Origin of the sequence: Microbacterium sp. CH-015 (assembly GCF_049707015.1) — a bacterium.
GTDB lineage: Bacteria > Actinomycetota > Actinomycetes > Actinomycetales > Microbacteriaceae > Microbacterium > Microbacterium aurum.
The window spans coordinates 703,691-728,125 of record NZ_JBNAFJ010000001.1 but is presented as its reverse complement, the minus strand read 5'-3'; the positions used below and the strand labels follow the sequence as shown (position 1 = coordinate 728,125).

Below are 24,435 nucleotides of genomic sequence, written 5' to 3'. Positions count from 1 at the left end.
CGGTCGGCTCCCCGACCATCGGCACCGCGGCCGACGCGGACGGACCGAACCGGCCCGCTCCCCCAGCCTACCGACCGGAGGATGACTCCCGTCCGGCGGGTGCCTCCCGGCCGGCGGAGGCGTTCCCGCCCGCGGATGCCTCCCGTCCGGACGCCCCCTCCCGGTCGGCGAGCCGCTGGGCGATTGCGGCCGCCAGCTTGGGTCCGATCCCGGGCAGCGCCGTCATCTCCTCCGCCGACGCCTGGCTCAGCGCGGCGACGGAGCCGAAGTGGCGCAGCAGCGCCTTGATGCGCGCCTGCCCGAGGCCGGGCACCTCGCCGAGCACCGTGGTGATGTCGCGCCGGCGGCGCTTGCGCTGATGCGTGATCGCGAACCGGTGGGCCTCGTCGCGCAGCCGCTGCAGCAGGTACAGCGCTTCGGAGGTGCGCGGCAGGATGACCGGGTACTCCTCGCCCGGGAGCCAGATCTCCTCGAGCCGCTTCGCGATGCCGCACAGGGCGATCTCGGTGTGTCCGGCATCCTCCAGGGCGCGGGCGGCGGCGGCGACCTGCGGCGCGCCGCCGTCGACCACGAGAAGTTGCGGGCGGTAGGCGAAGCGGGGGCGCTTGCGTTCGGTGACGACGGGCGCCTCCGCGCCGTCCGGTCCGGCGGGGGCGGATGCCGCGGCATCCGCCGCCTCGCTCTCGCCCGCAGCATCGTCACGGTCCACGTGCGCCAGCCGCCGGGTCAGCACCTGATAGATCGAGTCGGTGTCGTCGGTCGTCTCGCCGACCCCGAACGAGCGGTACTGGTCCTTGCGCGGCAGCCCGTCCTCGAATACCACCATCGAGGCGACCACGTTGGTGCCCGACAGGTGCGACACGTCGTAGCACTCGATGCGCAGCGGCGCCTCGGCGAGCCCCAGCGCGACCTGGAGGTCGGTGAGCGCCTTGGTGCGCGCGGTGTAGTCGGACGTGCGGCGCGTCTTGTGCAGCAGCAGGGCCTGTTGCGCGTTGAGGGTCGCCGTCCGCATCAGGTCGGCCTTGCGTCCACGCTGTGCCACCTGGATCGACACCCGCTTGCCGCGACGCTCCTGCAGCCACTGCTCCAGGTCGGCGGCATCGTCCGGCAGCGACGGGACGAGCACCTGCCGCGGGATCTCGCCGGGACCGGCCGGTCCATAGGTGCGCTGGAGCACCTGGTCGACGAGGTCGGCGCCGGAGATGTCCAGCTCCTTGTCGATCGTGGTCGCCCTCACGCCGCGCACGCGTCCGCCGCGCACCACGAAGTGCTGCACGGCGGCGGAGAGCTCGTCCTCCGCGATGCCGAAAAGGTCGGCATCGGTGTCTTCGGCGAGCACGAGCGAACTGCGGCTGAGGACCGCGTCGATCGCCTGCAGCCGGTCGCGGTACAGCGCCGCCGACTCGTAGTCCATCGCGGCGGACGCCTCGCGCATGCGCCGCGTGAGGTCTCGTGTGAACCGCTGGTCACCGCCGGCCATGAACGCGACGAAGTCGTCGACGATCGCCCGGTGCTCCTCGATCGTGACCTTCATGGAGCACGGGCCGCCGCAGCGGCCGATCTGACCGGGGAAGCAGGGGCGCCCCGAGGCCATCGCCTTCTTGTACGACGAGTCCGAGCACGTCCGGATGGGGAACACCTTGATCATCAGATCGATGGTGTCGTGCACCGCCCACACCTTGGGGTACGGCCCGAAGTAGCGCGCACCGGGGATGCGGCGGTTGCGGGTCACGATGACGCGCGGCGCCTCGTCGGCGAGCGTGATCGCCATGTACGGGTAGGACTTGTCGTCCTTGTACCGGACGTTGTACGGCGGATCGAACTCCTTGATCCACATGTACTCCAGCTGCAGCGAGTCGACGTCCGTCGGGACGACCGTCCACTCCACCGACGACGCCGACGTCACCATGCGCCGCGTCCGCTCGTGGAGCGTGTGCAGCGGCGCGAAGTAGTTCGACAGCCGCGCCCGGAGGTTCTTCGCCTTGCCGACGTAGAGCACCCGCCCGTCCGCGTCGCGGAAGCGGTACACACCCGGCTGGGTGGGGATCTCGCCCGGTCTCGGCTTGTACGGCAGGGCTGCGGCCATCAGCCCGCCTTGCGCTCGAGCTCGCGCTCCTCGCCGCGGTCGACGAGGGACCTGCCCTCCAGGACCTCGGCGAGGAACGCGCCGGTGTGGCTGCCCTCGACCCGGGCGACCTGCTCGGGCGTACCCGTCGCGACGATCCGGCCGCCGCCGGACCCGCCCTCGGGACCCAGGTCGATGATCCAGTCGGCCGACTTGATGACGTCGAGGTTGTGCTCGATGACGATGACGGTGTTGCCCTTGTCGACGAGCCCGTTCAGCACCTGCAGCAGCCGGGAGACGTCTTCGAAGTGCAGGCCGGTCGTGGGCTCGTCGAGCACGTAGACACTGCGGCCGTTGGACCGGCGCTGCAGTTCGGTGGCGAGCTTGACGCGCTGCGCCTCGCCGCCGGACAGCGTCGTCGCCGACTGCCCGAGCCGCACGTAGCCGAGGCCGACGTCGACGAGCGTCTGCAGGTAGCGGTGGATCGCCTGGATCGGCTCGAAGAACTCCGCCGCCTCCGCGATCGGCATCTCGAGGACTTCGGCGATGTTCTTGCCCTTGTAGTGCACGCTGAGCGTGTCGCGGTTGTAGCGCTTGCCGTGACAGACCTCGCAGTCGACGTACACGTCGGGCAGGAAGTTCATCTCGATCTTGATCGTGCCGTCACCCGAGCACGCCTCGCAGCGTCCGCCCTTGACGTTGAAGCTGAACCGTCCCGGCTGGTAGCCGCGCGTCTTCGCCTCGATCGTCTCGCTGAACAGGGTCCGGATGCGGTCGAAGACGCCGGTGTAGGTCGCCGGGTTCGACCGGGGCGTGCGACCGATCGGCGCCTGGTCCACGTGCACGACCTTGTCGAGGTTGTCGAGCCCGGTCACGCGGGTGTGCTTGCCGGCCACGCGGCGGGCGCCGTTGAGCTTCGTGGCGAGGACTTCGTACAGGATGCCGTTGACCAGCGACGACTTGCCTGAACCGCTCACGCCGGTGACCGCCGTCAAGACGCCGAGCGGGAACTCCGCCGTCACGTTCTGCAGGTTGTTCTCGCGGGCTCCGACCACCGTCAGCATCCGCTTGCGGTCGATCTTGCGGCGCTTCGCGGGCGTCTCGATCGAGCGGCGCCCGCTGAGGTACGCACCGGTCAGCGACCTGTCTTCCTCCAGCAGCGAGGCCAGCGGTCCGGAGTGGACGACCTCGCCGCCGTCGACTCCGGCGCGGGGGCCGATGTCCACGATCCAGTCCGATGCGTGCACGGTCTCTTCGTCGTGCTCGACGACGATGAGCGTGTTGCCGAGATCCTTCAGACGCACGAGCGTCTCGATGAGGCGCCGGTTGTCGCGCTGGTGCAGGCCGATCGACGGCTCGTCGAGCACGTACAGCACGCCGGTCAGGCCCGAGCCGATCTGGGTCGCGAGCCGGATGCGCTGCGCTTCGCCGCCGGAGAGGGTGCCGGCCGCGCGGCCGAGGCTCAGATAGTTCAGACCGACCTGGATGAGGAAGTCCAGACGGGCGCGGATCTCGCGCAGCACGGCGGCGGCGATCTTCGCCTCGCGGTCGGTGAGCTGAAGCTCGGCGAAGTACGTCTGCGCCTCGCCCAGGCTCAGACGCGACGCGTCGGCGATGGAGTGCCCGTGCACGAGCACCGCGAGCACTTCGGGCTTGAGCCGGTCGCCGTTGCAGACGGGGCAGGGCACCTCGCGCAGGTACTCGGCCCAGCGCTGGCGCTGGGTGTCGGATTCGGCCTGCGTGTACTGGCGCTCGATGTAGGGCACGACGCCCTCGAATCCCGACGAGTACCGCATCTCCCGGCCGTAGCGGTTGCGCCACTTCACCGTGACCTTGTAGTTCTCGCCGCGCAGCACGGCCTCTTTGACCTCGTCCGGCAGCTTCCGCCACGGAGTGTCCAGTGAGAAGCCCAGGTCGTCGGCGAGACCGACCAGCAGTCGCTCGTAATACTGATAGAGGCCCTTGCCCTGCGTCGTCCACGGGATGATGACGCCCTCGTTGATCGAGAGATCCTCGTCGCCGAGCATGAGATCGACGTCGACGGACATGCGCGTCCCCAGGCCCGAGCAGGCCGGGCACGCCCCGAACGGCGCGTTGAACGAGAAGGTGCGCGGCTCGATCTCGGTCAGCTGCAGCGGATGCCCGTTGGGGCACGAGAGCTTCTCACTGAAGCTCTGCCACGCGGCATCCCCCTCTTCGTCGACATAGTTGACCTGCATGATGCCGCCGGCCAACCCCAGCGCCGTCTCGACGGAGTCGGTGATGCGACCGAGGATGTCGGGGGCGGCGACGAGCCGGTCGACGACGACGGCGATGTCGTGCTTGTAGCTCTTCTTCAGCGCGGGCGGCTCGGCGAGCTGGATGAGGTCGCCGTCGACGACGGCGCGCGCGTATCCCTTCGCGGAGAGCTCCCTGAAGAGATCGACGAACTCGCCCTTCTTCTGCGTCACGACCGGCGCGACGATCTGGTAGCGCGTCCGCTCCGGCAGCTCCATGAGCTGGTCGGCGATCTGCTGCACCGTCTGGCGCTGGATCTGTGCGCCACACTCGGGGCAATGCGGCACTCCGATGCGCGCCCACAGCAGGCGCATGTAGTCGTGGATCTCGGTGATCGTGCCGACCGTGGACCGCGGGTTGCGGTTGGTGGACTTCTGGTCGATCGAGACGGCGGGTGAGAGGCCCTCGATGAAGTCGACGTCGGGCCGGTCGACCTGACCGAGGAACTGGCGCGCGTACGCGCTCAGCGACTCGACGTAGCGGCGCTGACCCTCGGCGAAGATCGTGTCGAACGCGAGGCTCGACTTGCCCGATCCGGACAGGCCGGTGAAGACCACGAGGGCGTCCCGCGGGATGTCGAGATCCACGTTCTTGAGGTTGTGGACGCGGGCTCCGCGGACACTGAGTTTCGACGCTGCGACGGGGACAATAGGCACCGGACAAGTCTAGGCGGGACCTCCGACACCGCGGCCGGCTCAGGGCGTCGCAGCGGTTCCGGCGTGCGCTCTGCGCGAACTCGCATCGGTCGCGACCGGGTCTCCCGCGGCCGGTGGCCGGCGCCCGGCGAAGGGAGCGAGGGCGTCGCGGAGGGCGGCGAGCTCACCGGCATCCATCCCGACTCGAGCCATGATCTGCTCTGGCACGCCCAGCGCGCGTTCGCGCAGGGCGCGGCCGGCCGCCGTGATCGTGATGTCGAGCTGCCGTTCGTCGTCGGCGTTGCGCGCGCGGGAGACGAGCCCCTGCGCCTCCAGGCGCTTCACGAGCGGGGAGAGCGTCGCCGGCTCCATCGCCAGCTCCCCCGCGAGGTTCGCGAGCGAGCGCGGGGCGCGCTCCCACAGCGCCAGCATGACGAGGTACTGCGGGTGCGTGAGCCCGAGCGGCTCGAGCACCGGGCGATAGATCGAGACGACGTTGCGGGCCGCGGTGACCAGGGCGAAGCAGAGCTGGTTGTCGAGCTTCAAAAGGTCGTCGCGGGGGTCCATGTCAGCACTCTACCCGGTTTTGTTAGTACACTAATGATCATGACACGAAACGATCCGGAACGCCCGCCGCTGCGGGAGCGTGTGCGGGCGGCCGGTGGGTGGTACGCCTACTGGAACAGTCGGCTGATCCGCCTCGCCGGTCCCGCATCGGTGGGCCCGTTCGACACCGAGCCCGAACCCGTGCGCACCGAGCGATCGTGTCCACTGTGCGGCCACCCGATGTCGGCGCACACGTTCGACCGCAGCGGCCCCAAACCGCTCATGCACTGCCCGTCCTGACGCGTCGCCGCGCCGCGCTCGCGCGCGTCAGCGCAGGCGCGTCGAGCCGTCGGCGCCGAGCGTCCAGCCGGGGTTGATCGCGACCTCCCACGCGTTCGAGGTCGGCGACGCCCAGCGTCACAAGGTTCAGTCTCTGCTCCGTCGGCATCCTCACGCGTGCCCGGCGCGCTCCATCGCGCGCAGCTCCTTCTTCAGATCCTGCACCTCGTCGCGCAGGCGCCCCGCCAGCTCGAACTTCAACTCCGAGGCGGCGGCGAGCATCTGGGCGGTGAGATCCTCGATCGTCGCCTCCAGCTGCATGGCGCCCTCGGCGGCGATGCCCTCGCGCCGCAGCTGCGGGGTGGGCGACTTGCCCTTGCCGGACTTGTTCTTCGCCGTGGCGCGACCGCCGAGCAGCTCCTGCGTGTCGGAGGCCTCGCGGGCCAGCACGTCGGTGATGTCGGCGATCTTCTTGCGCAGCGGCTGAGGGTCGATGCCGTGCTCGGTGTTGTAGGCGATCTGCTTCTCGCGCCGGCGCTCGGTCTCGTCGATGGCCGAGCGCATCGAGTCGGTCATGTTGTCGGCGTACATGTGCACCTCGCCCGACACGTTGCGCGCCGCGCGGCCGATCGTCTGAATGAGCGACGTGCCGCTGCGGAGGAATCCCTCCTTGTCGGCATCGAGGATCGCGACGAGGGACACCTCGGGCAGGTCGAGTCCCTCGCGCAGCAGGTTGATGCCGACCAGCACGTCGTAGACGCCCTGACGCAGTTCGGTGAGCAGCTCCACGCGCCGCAGGGTGTCGACGTCGGAGTGGAGGTACCGCACGCGCACGCCGTGCTCGCCGAGGAAGTCGGTGAGCTCCTCGGCCATCTTCTTGGTGAGTGTCGTCACGAGCACCCGCTCGTCCCGCTCGACGCGCACGCGGATCTCCTCGAGCAGATCGTCGATCTGTCCCTTCGAGGGCTTGACGATGATCTGCGGGTCGACGAGGCCGGTCGGACGGATGATCTGCTCGACGACACCGTCGGCGATCCCCATCTCGTACCGGCCGGGCGTCGCCGACAGGTACACGGTCTGGCCGATGCGGTTCTTGAACTCGTCGAAGCGCAGGGGGCGGTTGTCCAGGGCGCTGGGCAGTCGGAAGCCGTGGTCGACGAGAGTGCGCTTGCGCGAGGCATCCCCCTCGTACATCGCGCCGATCTGCGGCACCGTCACGTGCGACTCGTCGATCACGAGCAGGAAGTCGTCGGGGAAGAAGTCCAAGAGCGTGTGGGGCGGCTCGCCGGGCTGACGGCCGTCGAGGTGGCGCGAGTAGTTCTCGATGCCGGAGCAGAAGCCGAGCTGCTGCAGCATCTCGAGATCGAACGTCGTGCGCATGCGCAGCCGCTGCGCTTCGAGGAGCTTGCCCTGCCCTTCGAGCTCCTTCAGCCGCTCGCCGAGCTCGTGCTCGATCGTCCCGATGGCGCGCTGGACCGTGTCGGTGCCGGCGACGTAGTGGGATGCCGGGAAGATCGGCACGCTGTCGAGCCGCTGCACGACATCGCCGGTGAGCGGATGCAGCATGTACAGCGCCTCGATCTCGTCGCCGAACAGCTCGATGCGCACGGCGTACTCCTCGTACACCGGGATGATCTCGATCGTGTCGCCGCGCACCCGGAAGTTGCCGCGGGAGAAGTCCACGTCGTTGCGGTTGTACTGCATCGCGATGAACTTGCGGATGAGCGCGTCGCGGTCGTACCGCTCCCCCACCTGCAGCGCGACCATCGCCCGCAGATACTCCTCGGGTGCGCCGAGGCCGTAGATGCATGACACGGTCGAGACCACGACGACGTCGCGCCGGCTCAGCAGCGAGTTCGTGGTGGAGTGGCGCAGGCGCTCGACCTCGGCGTTGATCGAGGAGTCCTTCTCGATGAAGGTGTCGGTCTGCGGGACGTACGCCTCGGGCTGGTAGTAGTCGTAGTAGCTGACGAAGTACTCGACGGCGTTGTGCGGCATGAGCTCGCGGAACTCGTTGGCCAGCTGGGCTGCGAGGGTCTTGTTGTGCGCGAGCACGAGCGTCGGCCGCTGCACCTGCTCGACGAGCCATGCGGTCGTGGCCGACTTGCCGGTACCCGTCGCGCCCAGCAGCACGACGTCGGTCTCGCCGGCGTTGATGCGTGCCGCCAGCTCGGCGATCGCCTGCGGCTGGTCACCGCTGGGCTCGTACTCGCTGACGACCTCGAAGGGGCGCACGGAGCGTGTGGTCTGCATCACTCCAGCGTAGGCGGGGCCTCCGACACCGGCATCGGCGTTCGCCGTGGGCGTGGTCCACGACGGCACGCCGACGGCGCCGGTTCAGCCGGTCGCCTGAAGCCGACGCCACAGCGCGTCGGTCTGCGCGATCGTGTGCTCGAGCGTTCCGGCGGTGTCGATCACCACGTCGGCGACCGCCAGACGGGCGGCGTCGTCGACCTGCGAGGCGATGCGGGCGCGGGCGTCGTCCTCGGTCAGCCCCCGCAGCGAGACGAGACGCGCGATGCGGACGGCTGCCGGCGCGTGCGCCACGACGACGAGGTCCCAGGGATCGTCGACGCGCGCCTCCACCAGCAAGGGCACGTCGTAGACGACGACGGCACCGGGATCGGCGGCGCTCGCCGCCGCGAAGCGCCGCGCCGATTCCTCCCGCACCGCGGGGTGCACGATGCCGTTCAGGCGGGCGAGGGCGTCGGGGTCGCCGAAGACGATGTCGCCGAGCGCCGCGCGGTCGAGCGTGCCGTCGCCGGCGATCACCTCGCGGCCGAAGGCCGCGGCGATCAGGTCCAGCACAGGCGAGCCGGGCGCCTGCACCTCGCGGACGATGGCGTCGGCGTCGACGATCACCGCGCCGTGCTCGGCGAGACGACGCGCGATCGTCGACTTGCCGGAGGCGATCCCTCCGGTCAGCGCGATGAGAGGCATGGTCGACAGCCTGTCACGACGATGGCGACGACGGCGCATCGAGGAGCACCGAAGCACCGGGTGTCTGTGCGGCACGCTGCGCCGCGTCGCGCGCGCCCTCCAGCAGTCGGTCGATGTCATAGCCGGCATTTTCGGTGAAGGCGACGCCGACGCCGACGTACGGGAACAGGCCCGACTGCGAGCGGGCGAGCTCCTCGGTGCAGCCGCGGTAGATCGTCGCGCCCAGGCGCCGCGCGTCGGCGGCCGTCGTCGCCAGCGCGCACACCGCCAGGCGATCGCCCCCGTCTTCGCCGACGATCGCCGAGGCGGGCGCGTAGCGGCGCACGGCCTGCCGGCACGCGCGGGTGATGTCATCGGCGACCTCGGGACCGAACGCCGTGCGGATCTCCGAGATGCCCTCAACGCGGATGACCACGAGCGCCACCCCCTCCGACCGCCACTGCGCCCGCTCGACGACATCGGCGCTCGCGCCGGCGAACGTCCGGGCGAGCATGACGCCGTCGAAGGCCACGCCGCCCTCCGTGAGCCATTCGTAGCGCTGCTCGGAGGTGTGGTGCGAACGCAGCACCGAGGTGACGATGGCGGCGACCACGGTCAGCGTGACCGTGACGAAGTTGGCGCTGATCGACCCGAGCCATTCCGAGATCAGCGCGCTGTCGTGCCCCAGGACGAGGAAGACCGTCAGCCGGACGGCGTAGAAGACCGCGGCGATCAGCAGCACCGCCGCCAGCGCCCACGAACTGTGGATGTGCCGCAGCGGCGGGCGCAGCGTCTCGATGGCGCCGGCGACGAACAGCGCCACCAGGCACGCCGCCATCGTCGTCCAGCCGCCCCAGCTGCCGAGCGCATCCGCCTGGAGCAGCGCCGCGACGAAGGTCGCCGCGGCCAGCACCGCGAGCAGGCCCGCTGCGTAGCCGATCGGACGGTCGTTGAACCGGCGCGTGCCGACCCACATGAACCCGGGCACGAGCACGAACAGGGTGTTGCCGACGGCGACCGACAGCGCGCCGCCGACGCCGGAGAACCAGGCCATGTACGCGACCGTCGTCGCCAGGCCGCAGAAGAACGCGACCGCCCAGAGCCGACCCGGCCCCACGTCCCGACGGATGACGGTGTCGAGGATGAAGGTGAGGCTGGCGACGGATGCCACGAGCGCGGTCATCACCGTGACGGTGAACAGATCCAGGGTCATCGCGTCACCCGCGTCCCCGCCTTGGCCGGCAGCGCGACGGTGAACGTCGAGCCGACCCCGGGCTCGGAGGCCACCGTCAGGTCGCCGTCGTGTGCCCGCACGATCTCGTGGCTGATGGCAAGTCCCAGACCGTTGCCGGCGATGTCCTCGGAGGCGCGGAAGAACCGTTCGAAGACGCGACCGCGGTCCTCCTCGCCGATCCCGATGCCGGTGTCGCGCACCGCGATCGTCGTCGTGTCTCCATCGGTGTGGACGGTGACCTCGATCGAGCCGCCGTCGCGGTTGAACTTGATCGCGTTGCCCAGCAGGTTGTCGATGACCTGTCGCAGCCGTCCCGGATCGGCGTAGGCGACGGCGCTCTCCGCCCCGTCGAGGGTGACCTTGATGACGCGGTCGTCCGCGAGCGGGCGGAGCGCGAGGATCGACGCGCGCACGATCTCGACCACGTCGATCTCGCGCGGATGCACTGACGACTCCACCGACTGCAGCGAACGCCGCGACGCGGTGAGGATGTCGGCGACGATCGCGAGGAGGCGCTCGCTGCTGCCGAGCGCGGTGTCGACGTAGCGGCGGGCGCGCTCCGGCAGGTCCTCCTCGTCGAGCGCGAGTTCGAGGTAGCCGAGCACCGATGTCAGCGGCGTGCGCAGTTCGTGCGACACCGAGGCGACGAGGTCGTCGCGGGCGCGCAGCGCCTCGCGCTCCGCCGTCGCATCGCGTGCCACGAGCACGGCCCCGCCGTCCTCGCCGCGGTGGTCGATGAGCCGCCGCGCCGTGAAGGTCAGCGCCGACCGGCGACCCTCGGCATCCTGCGACCACACCACGACGTCGTCGAAGGTCTCGCCGCGCCGGGTGCGCGCCAGCGGGTGGTCGTTCGCCGGCAGCGGCGTGCGGCCGTCCTCGGCGAGCAGAGTCGTCCGCCCCGACGCCGGGTGCAGTTCGGGAATCGCGCTGCTGAGGCGACCGACGGCGTCGTTCTCGTAGACGATGTCACCGCCGACCGACAGCCGCATGACGCCGAAGTCGACGGTGTCGAGCACCTCGGTCACCAGCTGCTCCTGGCGGACGGCGGCGGAGCGCGCGAACGCGAGCCGTGCCGCCTGCGCATCGAGCAGGTCGCGCTGCGCGGTGAGCCGGCGCGCGGCCACGTAGCCCGCACTGCTGATCGCGACGATGACGAGCGGCAGCAGCAGGGTCGAGAAGGTGAAGGCGGATGCCGGGCCGACCACCAGCAGCACCCAGTACAGCAGCGGGATCAGCACGCAGCTGACGATGAGGCCGGCCAGCCCGAGCGACGCGAGCCACATCGCCGGGAACGCCCAGAGCAGGCCCAGACCCGCGGGCGGCTCCGCGACGCGCAGCACCGCGATCGCCACGATATCGACCAGCGGCACGAGAGCGACCCACGCGGGCGCGACCCTCGTCCACGGGACGGCGAGCGTCGCGATCGTCGCAACGGCGATGAGGAGGGTGCCGATCGCGAACACGCCGGGGCTGCTGAGCACGCCGGCGAGGATTCCCCCGACGAAGAGGACGACGACGATGCCGCACAACAGCAGTTGGTTGCCGACGGCGACGCGGTCACGCAGATCGAAGCGCAGTGCCGTGCGCCGGCGCGTGCGCGGCGGCGTCGGCGCACCGGCCGCTGTCGCTCGTGTCATCCGCACTCCATGACGCTACCGCTCGCGGCGGGATCGTCGGGACACGACGCCCGCAGAACGGCGAACGGGCCGCCACCGGCGACCAGAAGGTCGACGGTGACGGCCCGTTCTGAAGGGGTTCGGCTCAGCGACCCGACAGCTTCTCGCGGAGTGCCGCGAGCGCCTCGTCGTCGGCGAGGGTGCCGCCGCCGACCGTCTCCGAAGAGAAGGAGGAGGCACCGGTCTCGACCGGAGCGGCCGCCTCGGCCTCGAGGGCCTTCGCGACGGCAGCCTTGTGCTGCTCCCAGCGCGCCTGAGCGGCGGCGTACTCCTGCTCCCACTTCTCACGCTGCGCGTCGAAGCCCTCGAGCCAGGCGCCCGACTCGGGGTCGAAGCCCTCGGGGTACTTGTACTCGCCGTTCTCGTCGTACTCGGTCGCCATGCCGTACAGCGCCGGGTCGAACTCGGTGCCGTTGGGGTCGACGGACTCGTTGGCCTGCTTGAGCGACAGCGAGATGCGGCGACGCTCGAGGTCGATGTCGATGATCTTCACGAAGACCTCTTCACCGACCGACACGACCTGCTCGGCGAGCTCGACGTGCTTGCCGGAGAGCTCCGAGATGTGCACGAGGCCCTCGATGCCGTCCGCGACGCGGACGAACGCGCCGAACGGGACGAGCTTGGTGACCTTGCCCGGCGCGACCTGACCGATCGCGTGGGTGCGGGCGAAGACCTGCCACGGGTCCTCCTGCGTCGCCTTCAGCGACAGCGAGACGCGCTCGCGGTCGAGGTCGACCTCGAGGATCTCGACGGTGACCTCCTGGCCCACCTCGACGACCTCGGAGGCGTGCTCGATGTGCTTCCACGACAGCTCGGAGACGTGCACGAGGCCGTCCACGCCGCCGAGGTCGACGAACGCACCGAAGTTGACGATCGACGAGACGACGCCCTTGCGGACCTGACCCTTGTGCAGGTTGTTGAGGAACGTGGTGCGCGACTCCGACTGCGTCTGCTCGAGCAGGGCGCGGCGGCTCAGCACGACGTTGTTGCGGTTCTTGTCGAGCTCGAGGATCTTCGCCTCGATCTCCTGACCGAGGTACGGCGTGAGGTCGCGGACGCGACGCAGCTCGATGAGCGATGCCGGGAGGAACCCGCGCAGGCCGATGTCGACGATGAGGCCACCCTTGACGACCTCGATGACGGTGCCGGTGACGACCCCGTCGTTCTCCTTGATCTTCTCGACGTCGCCCCAGGCGCGCTCGTACTGCGCGCGCTTCTTGGAGAGGATGAGGCGGCCTTCCTTGTCCTCCTTCTGGAGGACGAGGGCTTCGACCTCGTCGCCGACCTTGACGACCTCGTTCGGGTCGACGTCGTGCTTGATGGAGAGCTCGCGCGAGGGGATGACGCCCTCGGTCTTGTACCCGACGTCGAGGAGGACCTCGTCGCGGTCGATCTTCACGACGGTGCCTTCGATGAGGTCTCCGTCGTTGAAGAACTTCAGGGTCTTCTCGACCGCGGCCAGGAAGTCCTCAGCAGATCCGATGTCGTTGATGGCGACCTGCTTGGTGGCCGGGGCGGTCGTTGCGGTAGTCATGTAGTGGGTTGTCCTTGTTGGGTTGGATGTCGGGCTCCGGCGCGGCGGTGCCGCCTCGGCATCCGTCCGAAGACGAGCGGATGCCGCCGCCGGAGCGGTCGGTCAGGGATTGCGCGTCACGATTGCACGGCGAAGAGCCACACGAGTGACAGTCCAGGGTATCAGAGATCGCGGGAGCGCCGCCGGGCGATGTCGTTCTCCCCCGGCAGTCGTCGTCAGCCCATCAGCGGGTCGGCGGGGTGCTGCGGATCCAGCGCGGGGGCGCCGGGGCGCGACAGGGTCAGCACCGCCCACGCCACCCGCGGGCTGCGCGCCAGTTCATCCTCGATCGCGTTCAGCCGCGCGGCGACGGTGTGCTCAGGGGTGTCGCCCTCGAGATCGACGGCCGCGACGAGGAAGACACGTCCGGGGCCGACGTATTCGATGTGCAGATAGGTGATCTGGGCGATCTCCGGCTGGGCGAGCAGCCGCTGCACCGCGGCGGCGCGGACCTCGGGCTCGACGACGACGCCGACGAGGAACCGCCGGTTCTGCCGGATGAGCACGACGGCGACGACCGCGAGCAGCACGCCCACGAGGATCGAGCCGACAGCGTCGGGCACCGCGGACCCGGTCACCTGGTGCAGCAGGATTCCGCCGAAAGCGATGACGAGGCCGATGAGCGCCGCGGCATCCTCGAAGAACACCGCGCGCAGCGTCGGGTCGGACGTGCCCATCACATAGTCGAGCAGGTCGCGATGACTCTCCCGAGCATCACGACGCGACTGCCGCAGCGCCTGCACGAACGAGATCCCCTCGAGGACGAACGCCACCGCCAGCACGGCGTAGGAGACGCCGAACAGCTCGGCGGGCGCCGGGTTCAGCAGTTCCTGGATGCCGTGCATGATCGAGACCCCGGCGCCGACGGCGAACAAACCGAACGCCGCGAACAGCGACCACACGTACGCGTCGCGCCCGTAGCCGGCCGGATGCCGCGGGTCGCGCGGCCGCACCGCGCGTCGCGCGGCGACGTAGAGGAACACCTCGTTGCCGGTGTCGGCCCAGGAGTGCGCCGCCTCGGCGAGCATGCTGGCGGCGCCGGTAAGCACGGCGGCGACGGTCTTCGCGATCGCGATGAGCAGGTTCGCGCCGAACGCGATCAGCACCGTGAGCATCGACTCGGGTTGCGGCGCGGCGCGGTCCGGGCGGGTCGGCGACATGGGCATCACGTTACGCCCGCGCGCCGGATCGGCGTCACCGGTCGGCGCCGACCTCGCCGTCGAGGTAGTACCACCGGCCGAGCGCGAACCGGAACCGGCTCACCTCGTGCAACCGCCCGCTCTCCCCGGTGCGGGGGTCGTGCCACGATGCGACGAACTCGACGACGCCGCGGCGATCGCCGGGTTGGCCCTCGTCGGTGCGCACGATATCGAGCCGGTCCCAGCGCAGTCCGTCATCCAGGTCGACGGATGCCGGGGCTGTCGAGGGATGCCAGGAGTCGCGCACGTGGCGGGCATGGCCGAGTGCGAAGGCGGTGAACCGCGATCGCATGAGCTGCTCCGCCGTCGCCGCGGGGTCGCCGGCCACGACCGGGCCGCAGCAGTCGCCGTACGCGCCGCCACCGCACGGGCAGGGCGCGTCGGCCGAGGGCGTTCTCCCCTGCGCGGCGACTCCGAAGGACATGGGCTCGATCGTACGTGTGGATAACCTGATCGCGCGTCGGCGGAGATGGCTAACGTGGGGCGCATGGCAGAGGGACGGCGGCGTCTGACGGCGCACGCGGCGGCGGCGCTGCTGGCGCTCGCCGCGCTGACGGCGTGCACCCCCGACCCGACGCCGACGCCCTCCCCGACCGGCTTCGCCTCGGACGAGGAGGCCTTCGCCGCCGCCGAGGACACCTACCGCGCGTATATCGATGCCTCGAATGCACAACGGGAGGATCCGGACTCGCTACCCAGCCCAACTGACTTCCTGACGGGCGATGCCCTGACTGAGAGCATCGCCGCAACCCAGCAGCTCAACGATGCCGGACTAGAGCTCGAAGGGCCGATGAGCATTGTGAGCGTCAGAGGTGACGATTGGGATCCTTCCACCGCCACCATCTCCGTGTGCATGAACTACTCCGACACAAGGGTCGTCGACAAATCTGGCAATGACGTGACCCCCGAGTCCCGGTCAGACGTCGGCTCCCTCAAAGTCCAGGTCATCTATGCCTCTCCGACGCCGTTAATCGCGCAGTCGATCGTGGGTGATGAACAGTGTTGACCGCTATCGCGCTGTCCACATTGCTTGCGACGACCGAGATCAAGTGCACCCCCGAACAACAGGCGACGGGCCTCTGCCCGGAGATCGTCAACTCCGGCTCGACAGTAGATGTCTCCGGCACCCTTCCGGGCGGGCGCGACACGACGGGCGGAAACAGCGACCGCGGACGCGACCGCGGCGGTAACGCTCGGGACCCGGGCGCAGCGGCTCCCGACGCGGATGACGAGTGTGTCGGCGCGCTCTGCTATCGGATACCGATCACCTACGAGGTCGGGATACTCCGCCCGACGCTGACCGACGTCGCCTCCTTCGCGCCGGCGGGCCTCGGGCTCACCGACGAGCCTGACGGAGTGGGCATCGTGGGCATGCCGGTGAACTTCGTCGTCACCGCGACGACCCACGAGCAGACCGGCGAACTGTTCGATCTCCCGGTGACCGTGCGGTTCACGCCGGACTCCGTCGTCTTCGCCTACGGCGATGGGGTGACACGCACCGCCGCCGACGGCGGCCGGTCGCTGTCCGCGCTCGGTCTCCCCCAGTTCAGCGCGACGCCCACGAGCCACGCCTATGCCGCGCGCGGCACGTACACGGCATCCGCCCTCGTGCGGTATGCGGCGGAGGTCGACTTCGGCAGTGGATGGGTGCCCGTTCCCGGGCTCCTCGCGATCCCCACCGCCAACGCGACGATCGACGTCCTCGAGGCGCGCACGGCGCTCGTCGACCGGACCTGCATCGAAGACCCCGCCGGCGTCGGCTGCTGACCGCGCTGCCCGCAGCCGTCCCGCGGATAGACTCCGCCCATGCCCGACCGTCTCATGCTGCTCGACACCGCGTCGCTCTACTTCCGCGCGTTCTACGGCGTGCCCGACACCGTGCGCGCTCCCGACGGAACGCCGGTGAATGCGGCGCGGGGCCTGCTCGACATGATCGCCAAGCTCGTCGCGACGTACGAGCCGACGCATCTGGTCGCGTGCTGGGACGAGGACTGGCGCCCGCAGTGGCGCGTCGATCTCATCCCCAGCTACAAGACGCATCGCGTCGCCGAGGTCGTCGCCGCCGGTCCCGACGTGGAGGTCGTGCCCGATCCCCTCGAGGCCCAGGTTCCGCTCATCCGGGCAGAGCTCGGCGCCCTCGGCATCCCCATCGTGGGTGCCGCCGACCACGAGGCCGACGACGTCATCGGGTCACTCGCCGCCCAGTCGACCATACCGGTCGACGTCGTCACGGGCGACCGCGACCTGTTCCAGCTCGTCGACGACGACCGCGGTGTCCGCGTCGTCTACACCGGACGCGGAATGAGCAACCTCGAACTGCTCGACGCAGCGGCCATCGTCGGACGGTACGGCGTGCTCCCCGAGCAGTACGCCGACTACGCCGTCATGCGCGGCGACGCCTCTGACGGGCTGCCGGGCGTCGCCGGCATCGGGGAGAAGACCGCCGCGAGCCTGCTCGCCGCACACGGCGACCTGACCGGCATCATCGCGGCGGCGGCATCCGGCACAGGGATGACCGCCGGCATCCGCGCGAAGATCCTCGCCGCGGCGGACTATCTCGCCGTCGCGCCCCGCGTCGTCGAGGTGGTGCGCGACCTGGACCTCGGCGAGATCGACGCGCGCATCCGGGCGACGGATGCCGGTGACCTCGACGCACTGGCCGAGCGCTGGGGACTGGGTGCGTCCGCCGGCCGCGCGGCCGCCGCGCTCGCCGCCCGCGCCGACGCCTGACCACGCGTCAGCGCGTGAGCCACTTCCGCAGGCGCGCGAGCGGCCACGTCGTGACGATGCGCTCCACCGGGACGCCGAGGCGCTCGGCCCGCGCCGCGCCCTCGTCGATCAGCCCCAGCTGACCGGGCGCGTGCGCGTCGGAGTCGATCGAGAACAGGCATCCGCGCTCCAGTGCCAGCGCGATGAGGTCGTCGGGCGGGTCCTCGCGCTCCGGCCGGGAGTTGATCTCGACAGCGACCCGGTGCGCGGCGCACGCATCGAACACGGCGCCGGCATCGAACGTCGACGGCGGGCGCGTGCCCCGTGAGCCGGTGATGAGGCGCCCCGTGACGTGGCCGAGCACATCCACCTGACCGCTGGAGACCGCCGTCACGAGCCGGCGTGTCATCGGCGCCGCCTCCATCCGCAGCTTCGAGTGCGCCGACGCCACGACGACGTCGAGCGCTTGGAGCAGCTCAGGCTCCTGGTCGAGCTCGCCGCCGTCGAGGATGTCGACCTCGATTCCGCTCAACAGGGTGAAGCCGTCGTCGGAGTATGCCGGGATCTCCTCCAGCTGCGCCCGCAGCCGCTCCGGCGAGAGCCCGTTCGCCACCCGCAGCCGTGGTGAGTGGTCGGTGAGAGCGAGGTACTCGTGCCCCAGCCCCCGCGCCGCGGCCGCCATCTGCGCGATCGAGGTCGTGCCGTCCGACCACTCGGAGTGGCAGTGCAGGTCTCCCCGCAGCGCCGACCGCAGTGCCGACCGCGCGGGGGCGTACCGCTCACGGAGTTCCACGAGGTAGCGCGGCACCTGTCCCGCGAGCGCCTCCTGGATGACCGCGAACGACGAATCGCCGATCCCCTTGCGCCGGCGCAGGCCCGCGGCATCCGCCCGCTCCGCCGGGGTCAGCCCCTCGACGACGGCGGCGGCGGTGCGGAAGGCGGACGAACGATATCGCGACGCCCGCTCGCGTTCGAGCAGGGTCGCGATCTCCAGGAGCGCGTCGACGGGATCCACGATGACGGATGCCGGAGGGGCCTGCGCAATCGCGCAGGCCCCTCCGATCGCGTTACGAGCGGGTGACGGCGGCCCGGCGGACGATCACCGGCACGGCGGCCAGTCGGTTCAGCGCGAGACCGAAGAGGATCGACAGGATGCCGATGCCGATTGCGAATGCCGCGACACCGAACGAGACGACCGACGTGAACAGCGACGCGCGGAGGAACGATGCGTTCATCATCGTCGCGCGCACCGGGTCGTCCTGCGGCAGCTCGGCGTAGGTCTTGCCACCCGAGGCCTCGAGCGCGTGGTGCTGGATGATGTCGGCCTGCACGTAGGCGGTGAAGGGACCGGCCACGGTCTGACCCTGGAAGGCCATCGCGTCGTCGGGAACGGTGATGTTCTCGGCGCGCAGCTGGCTGGAGACCATCACCCAGACGACGACGCCGACGACGATGAGGGCGATGCCGCCGAGGATGCCGAGGATGCCGGCGACCTTGACGATCCCCACCTTCTTCTGCGGGGGCTCGAGAGTGTCCGCGGTGGCGACGACTTCTTCTGACATGGGGGCGTTCCTTCCTGGAGCGGCTGTTGAGTTCAACGTAGCCGTCGCCGCGGAAGGCGCACCAGAGGACGGGCCGGAGAAGACCCTAGTGGTCAGACCACATCTGCAGAGGTGGCTTCCACCCAGGCCGCGAGCTTCGCCGCCGCCGCGCCGCTGTCGATCGCCGCCGCCGCCGTGTCGCGCGCGCGTGCCAGGCGCTCGACGATGGGGAACTGCACCTGGGTGGCATCGCGGAACAGCTCGTACGACACGATGCCGGCGGCCGCGTTCAGCAGCACGATGTCCCGCACCGCCCCGGCTTCGCCGTCGAGCACGCGGTGGACGACGGCGGCGTTGTGCGCCGCGTCGCCGCCGAGCAGATCGCCGATGTCGGCCAGCGGAATGCCGACGTCACGCGGATCGAGGTCGTGCTCGTGGATGTCGCCGCGGCTGATCTCCCACACCCGGCTGTGCCCCGTCGTCGTCAGCTCGTCCAGACCGTCATCGCCGCGGAAGACGAGCGCCGTGGCGCCGCGCGTCTGGAACACCCCCGTGATGAGCGGGACACGGTCGAGGTTCGCGACGCCGACGGCGTTCGCCTCGGCGCGCGCGGGGTTGCACAGCGGCCCGAGGAAGTTGAAGACGGTGGGCACGCCGAGCTCGGCGCGCGTCGGTCCGGCGTGACGGAAGCCGGGGTGGAACGCCGACGCGAAGGCGAAGGTGATCCCGACCTCCGCGAGTACCTCGGCAACCCGCTCCGGCGACAGCGACAGATCGATGCCGAGCGCTCCGAGCACGTCGGAGGAGCCGGATGCCGAGCTGGCGGCCTTGTTGCCGTGCTTGACGACCGGGATGCCCGTCGCGGCGGCGACGATCGCCGACATCGTCGACACGTTCACCGTGCCGAAGCGATCGCCTCCGGTGCCGACGATGTCGAGCACCTCAGCCGGCACCGGGAGCGGGAGCGCTGCTTCGAGGATGGCGTCGCGGAAGCCGACGATCTCGTCGACCGTCTCGCCCTTCGCACGCAGGGCGAGGAGAAATCCGGCCAGCTGCGACGGCGTCGCGTCCCCGCGCATCACCTGCCGCATCGCCCACGTGGATTCGGACACGCTGAGGTCTCGTCGATCGAGCACCGCGGTGAGGATCTCGGGCCAGGAATAGAGCTCCGCCATGAGCGTCGATCCTATCGGGAGTTGCTCGGCGAACTCCCGGCGCTCACACGGCCTGCTCCGATCCCTCCGAAAGTGGAATGCGGACGATGGAATTGTCGGCCGCACCTTCAGTGATGCGAAAACCTGGCGCCGAATCCGCCATAATGGGGAGCGTGACGACCTCTTCAGCGACCTATTCCCAAGCCTTGCGCTCCGTCAAGCGGCCGGATCCGGTCGCCGTCGGCACCATCGTCTGGCTCGGCAGCGAGGTCATGTTCTTCGCGGGCCTGTTCGCGATCTACTTCACGCTGCGCAACGCCTCCCCCGAGCTGTGGGCAGAGCGCACCGAGCTGCTGAACATCCCGTTCGCCGCCGTGAACACCGTCATCCTGATCCTGTCGTCGTTCACGGCCCAGGCCGGCGTGTTCGCCGCCGAGCGCTTCCAGCCCTACCGTCGCGGCTCGTTCTGGCAGTTCCGCCAGTGGGGCATGGTCGAGTGGTTCTACCTGAGCTTCATCATGGGCGCCGTCTTCGTCTCGGGCCAGGTGTGGGAGTACGCGACGCTCGTCGCAGAAGGCATGCCCATCAGCGCGGACTCCTACGCATCGGCGTTCTACATCACCACCGGCTTCCACGCGCTGCACGTCACCGGCGGCCTCATCGCGTTCCTGCTCGTCATCGGTCGCGCCTTCGCCGTCAAGAACTTCGGACGCAAGGAGATGACCTCGGCGATCGTCGTGTCCTACTACTGGCACTTCGTCGACGTCGTGTGGATCGTCCTGTTCGCCGTCATCTACTTCGTCAAGTGAGAGCGGAGCTGAATACCTCCATGGCACCCAAGAACTCGCGCCGCAAGGCCGGCCGCCGCAGCAAGTGGGCCGCAGCCGCCCTCATCGGCATCGGGCTGCTCGTCACGGGCGGCGTCTACGCCGGCGCCTCCGCCGCCATGGCGGCCACAGAGCCCACCACGGCATCCAGCGCCCTCACCGTCGACGACGGCAAGAAGCTCTTCCAGGCCAACTGTGCCACCTGTCACGGACTGAACATGGAGGGAACCCCCGACGGCCCGTCGCTGTACGGCGTCGGCGAGCTGGCGGTGGAGTTCCAGATGTCCACCGGCCGCATGCCGCTGCAGATGCAGGGCCCGCAGGCGCCGCAGAAGCCGGTGCAGTTCACCGAGGACCAGATCAAGGCCATCGCCGCCTGGGTCCAGTCGATCTCGCCCGGTCCGACCTACCCGTCGGCGGAGATCATCGACGGCAAGGGCGACGTGGCCAACGGCGCGGAGCTCTTCCGCATCAACTGCGCGATGTGCCACAACGTCGCCGCCGCCGGTGGTGCACTGACCGAGGGCAAGTACGCCCCCGCCCTGACCAACACCAGCGCCCTGCACATGTACGCGGCGATGGTCACCGGCCCGCAGAACATGCCGGTCTTCAACAACATGACCCTCACCCCCGAGGAGAAGCGCGACATCATCTCGGCGCTGCTGTTCCTCCAGGAGAACGAGTCCGCCGGCGGCTTCTCGCTCGGCTCGCTCGGCCCCGTCTCGGAGGGCCTGTTCATCTGGATCTTCGGTATCGGATCGCTCATCGGCCTCACCGTGTGGATCACGGCGAAGTCGAACTGACCGGGCACGCCGACCCAAAGAATCTGTGGATATCGGAACTGACGTAGGAAACGGACGCATCATGGCACACGAGGAAGACGCGCTCGAGCACGAGCGGGCGTCATGGAAGCCCTCCCCCGGGCTCGCCGTCGCCGTTCCCGACCCCGTGCACAACCCTGGCCTCCCGCCTCACCGGGAGCGCATCACGGACAAGGACCCGGCCGCCATGAAGCGCGCCGTCCGCACGGTCTACACGCTGTTCTACCTCTCGCTGGCCGGCAGCATCTGGGCGATCGCCGCCTACATGCTCTTCCCCATCGAGAGCGGCCGGATCGTCGACATCCGCCACAACAACCTCTTCATCGGCCTCGGCATCGGTCTCGCCCTGCTGGCCATCGGCATCGGTGCGATCCACTGGTCCAAGGCCATCATGAGCGACAAGGAGTTCATCGAGCCGCGGCATGCCACCCGTGGTCGTGACACGACGCGTGAGGCGGCCGTCCAGGTCTTCCGCGACGCCAACGAGGAGTCCGGCTTCGGTCGCCGCACGGCCATCCGCGGTTCGCTGATCGCCGCGCTCGTCGCGTCGATCCTCCCCGGCATCACTCTTTTCCGCGGTCTCGCCCCCGAGAGCAGCGAGGCCAACCCGATCGCGGGCGACCCGGTCGCGCTCCTCAGCCACACCATGTGGAAGAAGGGTGAGCGCCTCGCGCACGACCCGAGCGGTGAGCCCATCCGCGCCGCGGATCTGACGCTCGGCTCCGCCGTGCACGTCATCCCGGAGTCGCTCGCCGAGCTCAGCCACCACGACGGCTACCTCGAGGAGAAGGCGAAGGCGATCGTCCTGCTGATGCGCCTGCTCCCCGAGCAGTTGCCGGCCGACCAGAACAAGCTGGAGTGGTCCTACAACGGCATCGTGGCCTACTCCAAGGTGTGCACGCACGTCGGCTGCCCCGTCGCCCTGTACGAGCAGCAGACCCACCACCTCCTCTGCCCCTGCCACCAGTCGCAGTTCGACGTGTCGCGTTCGGCTGCGGTCATCTTCGGTCCGGCCGCGCGGCCGCTGCCGCAGCTGCCCATCACCGTCGACGACGAGGGCTACCTCATCGCGCAGAGCGACTTCACCGAACCTGTCGGCCCGAGCTTCTGGGAGCGCCATTGAGCACCGCGACTGTCACCGAGACAGGACCTGACACCGCCGCCGGCGCGAAGACCTCCGAGAAGCCCCTCGGCGGCCGGTTCGTCGCGGGCGCCGCGAACTACATCGACGAGCGCACGAGCATCTCCGGCTTCGTCAAGGAGCTGGGCCGGAAGATCTTCCCCGACCACTGGTCGTTCATGCTCGGCGAGATCGCCCTGTGGAGCTTCGTCGTCGTCCTGCTGTCCGGCACGTTCCTGACGTTCTTCTTCCAGGCGTCCATGGTCGAGACGCACTACGCCGGCGCGTACCCGCCGCTGCGCGGCGTGGAGATGTCCGCGGCCCTCGACTCGACGCTGCGGATCTCCTTCGACATCCGCGGCGGACTGCTCGTGCGCCAGATCCACCACTGGGCCGCGCTCGTGTTCGTCGCCGGCATCGGCGTGCACATGCTGCGCGTGTTCTTCACCGGCGCGTTCCGCAAGCCGCGCGAGCTCAACTGGGTGATCGGCTTCGTCCTGTTCATCCTCGCGATGGCGGAGGGCTTCACCGGCTACTCCCTGCCCGACGACCTGCTCTCCGGCAACGGTCTGCGCATCATCGACGGCATGATCAAGGGCATCCCGCTGATCGGCACCTGGACCTCGTTCCTCCTCTTCGGCGGCGAGTTCCCCGGCACGCAGATCGTGGGACGCCTGTACACGCTGCACATCCTGCTGCTGCCGGCGATCCTGGTGGCGCTGCTCGCGGTGCACCTGATGCTGATGATCGTCAACAAGCACACGCAGTTCGCCGGCCCCGGCCGCACGAACAGCAACGTCGTCGGCTACCCGATGATGCCGGTGTACATGTCCAAGATGGGCGGCTTCTTCTTCATCACGTTCGGTGTGATCGTGTTGATCGCGTCGCTGTTCACGATCAACCCGATCTGGAACTACGGCCCGTACGACCCGTCTCCGGTTTCCGCGGGCACCCAGCCCGACTGGTACATCGGCTTCGCCGACGGCGCGCTGCGTCTCGTGCCGCCGCACCTGGAGTTCGTGCTGTGGGACCGCACGTGGTCGTTCAACATCCTCATCCCGCTGCTGGTGCTCGGCCTGTTCATCGTGCTCGTCGCGATCTACCCCTTCATCGAGGCGTGGATCACCGGCGACAAGCGGGAGCACCACATCGCCCAGCGTCCGCGCAACGCGGCGACCCGCACGGCGATCGGCGCAGCCGGTGTGACCTTCTACGCCGTCCTGTGGGCCGCGGCATCCTCCGACATCATCGCGACCCACTTCTGGCTCACGATGGAAGGCGTCATCCACACCCTGCAGGCGCTGCTGTTCGTGGGTCCCGTGCTCGCGTACTTCATCACGAAGCGCATCTGCCTGGCCCTGCAGAAGAAGGATCGCGAGATCGCGCTGCACGGCTACGAGTCGGGACGCATCGTGCGCCTGCCCGGTGGCGAGTACATCGAGGTGCACCAGCCCGTCGACCAGTACGAGGTCGTCAAGCTCGTCGACTTCGAGACCAACGAGCCGCTCGTGGTGCGCCCCAACGACAAGGGCCGGATCCCGTGGCACGAGAACCTGCGCGCGTCGATCTCGCGCTGGTTCTTCGAGGACCGGCTGTCGCCGGTCACGCAGGCCGAGCTCGAGGCGGCCCGTGCGCACCAGCACCACACGCTGGACCACATCGCCGAAGAAGAGGATGCCGAGATCCAGGGCATGCACGAGCGGGCCGGCGTGCCGGATGCCCCGCATCACCCCATCGACGACGGCCACAACAGTGAGACGGCGAACCGCCCGTCGAACGTGATCATCCCGGATGAGGACGGCAGCGCGAAGCGCTGAGGCTGCATCTGGCAGGCAAGCGGCGAGGAGTGACCGTCATGGT

21 protein-coding genes are annotated in these 24,435 nt (G+C 69.5%); 8 read left to right on the top strand and 13 right to left on the bottom strand.

The features are described 5' to 3' along the window. Window positions 1–67 precede the first annotated feature (67 nt). Genes uvrC through ACPYN4_RS03380 form a run of 3 tightly spaced genes read right to left on the bottom strand, consistent with a single transcriptional unit; the run spans window position 68 to window position 5,544 of the window. Window positions 68–2,086 (bottom strand): excinuclease ABC subunit UvrC, encoded by a 2,019-nt coding sequence (gene uvrC / locus ACPYN4_RS03390; protein ID WP_424445616.1) that lies wholly within the window; start codon window positions 2,084–2,086, stop codon window positions 68–70. Further along, window positions 2,086–4,998 carry an excinuclease ABC subunit UvrA gene (uvrA, locus tag ACPYN4_RS03385; RefSeq protein WP_424445615.1) on the bottom strand — a complete coding sequence of 971 codons (2,913 nt, stop codon included), beginning with the start codon at window positions 4,996–4,998 and terminating at the stop codon, window positions 2,086–2,088. The genes uvrC and uvrA overlap by 1 nt, the downstream gene beginning before the upstream one ends. 39 nt (window positions 4,999–5,037) lie before the next feature. Then, a complete protein-coding gene (locus ACPYN4_RS03380; protein ID WP_239281340.1) occupies window positions 5,038–5,544 on the bottom strand; it encodes a MarR family winged helix-turn-helix transcriptional regulator in 507 nt (168 codons plus the stop codon). A gap of 33 nt (window positions 5,545–5,577) precedes the next feature. On the opposite strand from ACPYN4_RS03380, the gene ACPYN4_RS03375 reads away from it, so the two are divergent. Then, window positions 5,578–5,823, top strand: coding sequence for a hypothetical protein (locus ACPYN4_RS03375; protein WP_076690995.1), 246 nt, complete (start codon window positions 5,578–5,580; stop codon window positions 5,821–5,823). Between the two features lie 150 nt (window positions 5,824–5,973). On the opposite strand, the gene uvrB is transcribed toward ACPYN4_RS03375, so the two are convergent. The 7 genes from uvrB to ACPYN4_RS03340 all read right to left on the bottom strand — a co-directional run bounded on the left by uvrB (window position 5,974) and on the right by ACPYN4_RS03340 (window position 14,827). After that, the gene (uvrB, locus tag ACPYN4_RS03370; RefSeq protein ID WP_239281339.1) at window positions 5,974–8,055 is read right to left on the bottom strand and encodes an excinuclease ABC subunit UvrB; all 2,082 of its coding nucleotides are present in this window, start codon (window positions 8,053–8,055) and stop codon (window positions 5,974–5,976) included. Window positions 8,056–8,139: 84 nt separating this feature from the next. Continuing rightward, window positions 8,140–8,742, bottom strand: a complete 603-nt coding sequence (gene coaE / locus ACPYN4_RS03365; protein ID WP_239281338.1) for a dephospho-CoA kinase — start codon at window positions 8,740–8,742, stop codon at window positions 8,140–8,142. 13 nt (window positions 8,743–8,755) lie between these two features. Further along, the gene (locus ACPYN4_RS03360; protein WP_239281337.1) at window positions 8,756–9,934 is read right to left on the bottom strand and encodes a diguanylate cyclase domain-containing protein; all 1,179 of its coding nucleotides are present in this window, start codon (window positions 9,932–9,934) and stop codon (window positions 8,756–8,758) included. Next, window positions 9,931–11,592: a sensor histidine kinase gene (locus ACPYN4_RS03355; protein ID WP_239281335.1), complete on the bottom strand. Its 1,662-nt coding sequence runs from the start codon at window positions 11,590–11,592 to the stop codon at window positions 9,931–9,933. The genes ACPYN4_RS03360 and ACPYN4_RS03355 overlap by 4 nt, the downstream gene beginning before the upstream one ends. Window positions 11,593–11,716: 124 nt before the next feature. Next, complete coding sequence (gene rpsA, locus ACPYN4_RS03350; RefSeq protein WP_076691000.1) at window positions 11,717–13,165, bottom strand: 30S ribosomal protein S1; 1,449 nt, start codon at window positions 13,163–13,165, stop codon at window positions 11,717–11,719. A gap of 215 nt (window positions 13,166–13,380) precedes the next feature. Beyond that, window positions 13,381–14,364, bottom strand: a complete 984-nt coding sequence (locus tag ACPYN4_RS03345; protein WP_239281333.1) for a cation diffusion facilitator family transporter — start codon at window positions 14,362–14,364, stop codon at window positions 13,381–13,383. Window positions 14,365–14,398: 34 nt separating this feature from the next. Then, complete coding sequence (locus tag ACPYN4_RS03340) at window positions 14,399–14,827, bottom strand: YchJ family protein (protein ID WP_239281332.1); 429 nt, start codon at window positions 14,825–14,827, stop codon at window positions 14,399–14,401. Window positions 14,828–14,890: 63 nt separating this feature from the next. Between ACPYN4_RS03340 and ACPYN4_RS03335 the strand changes: the two genes are divergently transcribed. Genes ACPYN4_RS03335 through ACPYN4_RS03325 form a run of 3 tightly spaced genes read left to right on the top strand, consistent with a single transcriptional unit; the run spans window position 14,891 to window position 17,133 of the window. After that, a complete protein-coding gene (locus tag ACPYN4_RS03335; RefSeq protein WP_239281330.1) occupies window positions 14,891–15,409 on the top strand; it encodes a hypothetical protein in 519 nt (172 codons plus the stop codon). After that, window positions 15,403–16,170: a hypothetical protein gene (locus ACPYN4_RS03330; protein ID WP_281652342.1), complete on the top strand. Its 768-nt coding sequence runs from the start codon at window positions 15,403–15,405 to the stop codon at window positions 16,168–16,170. Before ACPYN4_RS03335 ends, ACPYN4_RS03330 begins: the two co-directional genes overlap by 7 nt. A gap of 39 nt (window positions 16,171–16,209) precedes the next feature. Continuing rightward, window positions 16,210–17,133: a 5'-3' exonuclease gene (locus tag ACPYN4_RS03325; RefSeq protein ID WP_239281328.1), complete on the top strand. Its 924-nt coding sequence runs from the start codon at window positions 16,210–16,212 to the stop codon at window positions 17,131–17,133. Between the two features lie 7 nt (window positions 17,134–17,140). Here ACPYN4_RS03325 and ACPYN4_RS03320 read toward each other — a convergent pair whose 3' ends face one another. The 3 genes from ACPYN4_RS03320 to trpD all read right to left on the bottom strand — a co-directional run bounded on the left by ACPYN4_RS03320 (window position 17,141) and on the right by trpD (window position 19,828). After that, on the bottom strand, window positions 17,141–18,127 hold the full coding sequence (locus ACPYN4_RS03320) for a PHP domain-containing protein (RefSeq protein WP_315550112.1): 987 nt from the start codon (window positions 18,125–18,127) through the stop codon (window positions 17,141–17,143). A 52-nt stretch (window positions 18,128–18,179) separates the two neighbouring features. Further along, a complete protein-coding gene (locus tag ACPYN4_RS03315; RefSeq protein WP_239282471.1) occupies window positions 18,180–18,674 on the bottom strand; it encodes an aromatic ring-opening dioxygenase LigA in 495 nt (164 codons plus the stop codon). Window positions 18,675–18,766: 92 nt separating this feature from the next. Then, window positions 18,767–19,828, bottom strand: a complete 1,062-nt coding sequence (trpD, locus tag ACPYN4_RS03310) for an anthranilate phosphoribosyltransferase (protein WP_424445614.1) — start codon at window positions 19,826–19,828, stop codon at window positions 18,767–18,769. A 143-nt stretch (window positions 19,829–19,971) separates the two neighbouring features. Here trpD and ACPYN4_RS03305 point away from each other — a divergent pair, with 143 nt between their 5' ends. The 4 genes from ACPYN4_RS03305 to ACPYN4_RS03290 all read left to right on the top strand — a co-directional run bounded on the left by ACPYN4_RS03305 (window position 19,972) and on the right by ACPYN4_RS03290 (window position 24,392). Continuing rightward, on the top strand, window positions 19,972–20,616 hold the full coding sequence (locus ACPYN4_RS03305; protein WP_424445613.1) for a cytochrome c oxidase subunit 3: 645 nt from the start codon (window positions 19,972–19,974) through the stop codon (window positions 20,614–20,616). A 20-nt stretch (window positions 20,617–20,636) separates the two neighbouring features. Further along, a complete protein-coding gene (locus ACPYN4_RS03300) occupies window positions 20,637–21,437 on the top strand; it encodes a c-type cytochrome (protein WP_424445612.1) in 801 nt (266 codons plus the stop codon). A gap of 61 nt (window positions 21,438–21,498) precedes the next feature. Then, the gene (locus ACPYN4_RS03295; protein ID WP_281652347.1) at window positions 21,499–22,578 is read left to right on the top strand and encodes a ubiquinol-cytochrome c reductase iron-sulfur subunit; all 1,080 of its coding nucleotides are present in this window, start codon (window positions 21,499–21,501) and stop codon (window positions 22,576–22,578) included. Further along, on the top strand, window positions 22,575–24,392 hold the full coding sequence (locus ACPYN4_RS03290; protein WP_424445611.1) for a cytochrome b: 1,818 nt from the start codon (window positions 22,575–22,577) through the stop codon (window positions 24,390–24,392). The genes ACPYN4_RS03295 and ACPYN4_RS03290 overlap by 4 nt, the downstream gene beginning before the upstream one ends. Window positions 24,393–24,435: the final 43 nt, after the last annotated feature.

Bases quoted from the DNA above. Each gene is read 5' to 3' on its own strand.
- ACPYN4_RS03295 (WP_281652347.1), top strand. From the start codon at position 21,499: ATGGCACACGAGGAAGACGCGCTCGAGCACGAGCGGGCGTCATGGAAG.
- ACPYN4_RS03325 (WP_239281328.1), top strand. From the start codon at position 16,210: ATGCCCGACCGTCTCATGCTGCTCGACACCGCGTCGCTCTACTTCCGC.
- uvrC (WP_424445616.1), bottom strand. From the start codon at position 2,086: ATGGCCGCAGCCCTGCCGTACAAGCCGAGACCGGGCGAGATCCCCACC.
- ACPYN4_RS03335 (WP_239281330.1), top strand. From the start codon at position 14,891: ATGGCAGAGGGACGGCGGCGTCTGACGGCGCACGCGGCGGCGGCGCTG.
- ACPYN4_RS03300 (WP_424445612.1), top strand. From the start codon at position 20,637: ATGGCACCCAAGAACTCGCGCCGCAAGGCCGGCCGCCGCAGCAAGTGG.
- ACPYN4_RS03355 (WP_239281335.1), bottom strand. From the start codon at position 11,592: ATGACACGAGCGACAGCGGCCGGTGCGCCGACGCCGCCGCGCACGCGC.
- ACPYN4_RS03315 (WP_239282471.1), bottom strand. From the start codon at position 18,674: ATGTCAGAAGAAGTCGTCGCCACCGCGGACACTCTCGAGCCCCCGCAG.
- uvrB (WP_239281339.1), bottom strand. From the start codon at position 8,055: ATGCAGACCACACGCTCCGTGCGCCCCTTCGAGGTCGTCAGCGAGTAC.
- ACPYN4_RS03375 (WP_076690995.1), top strand. From the start codon at position 5,578: ATGATCATGACACGAAACGATCCGGAACGCCCGCCGCTGCGGGAGCGT.
- rpsA (WP_076691000.1), bottom strand. From the start codon at position 13,165: ATGACTACCGCAACGACCGCCCCGGCCACCAAGCAGGTCGCCATCAAC.
- coaE (WP_239281338.1), bottom strand. From the start codon at position 8,742: ATGCCTCTCATCGCGCTGACCGGAGGGATCGCCTCCGGCAAGTCGACG.
- ACPYN4_RS03360 (WP_239281337.1), bottom strand. From the start codon at position 9,934: ATGACCCTGGATCTGTTCACCGTCACGGTGATGACCGCGCTCGTGGCA.
- ACPYN4_RS03345 (WP_239281333.1), bottom strand. From the start codon at position 14,364: ATGTCGCCGACCCGCCCGGACCGCGCCGCGCCGCAACCCGAGTCGATG.
- ACPYN4_RS03340 (WP_239281332.1), bottom strand. From the start codon at position 14,827: ATGTCCTTCGGAGTCGCCGCGCAGGGGAGAACGCCCTCGGCCGACGCG.
- trpD (WP_424445614.1), bottom strand. From the start codon at position 19,828: ATGGCGGAGCTCTATTCCTGGCCCGAGATCCTCACCGCGGTGCTCGAT.
- ACPYN4_RS03305 (WP_424445613.1), top strand. From the start codon at position 19,972: ATGGGGAGCGTGACGACCTCTTCAGCGACCTATTCCCAAGCCTTGCGC.
- ACPYN4_RS03380 (WP_239281340.1), bottom strand. From the start codon at position 5,544: ATGGACCCCCGCGACGACCTTTTGAAGCTCGACAACCAGCTCTGCTTC.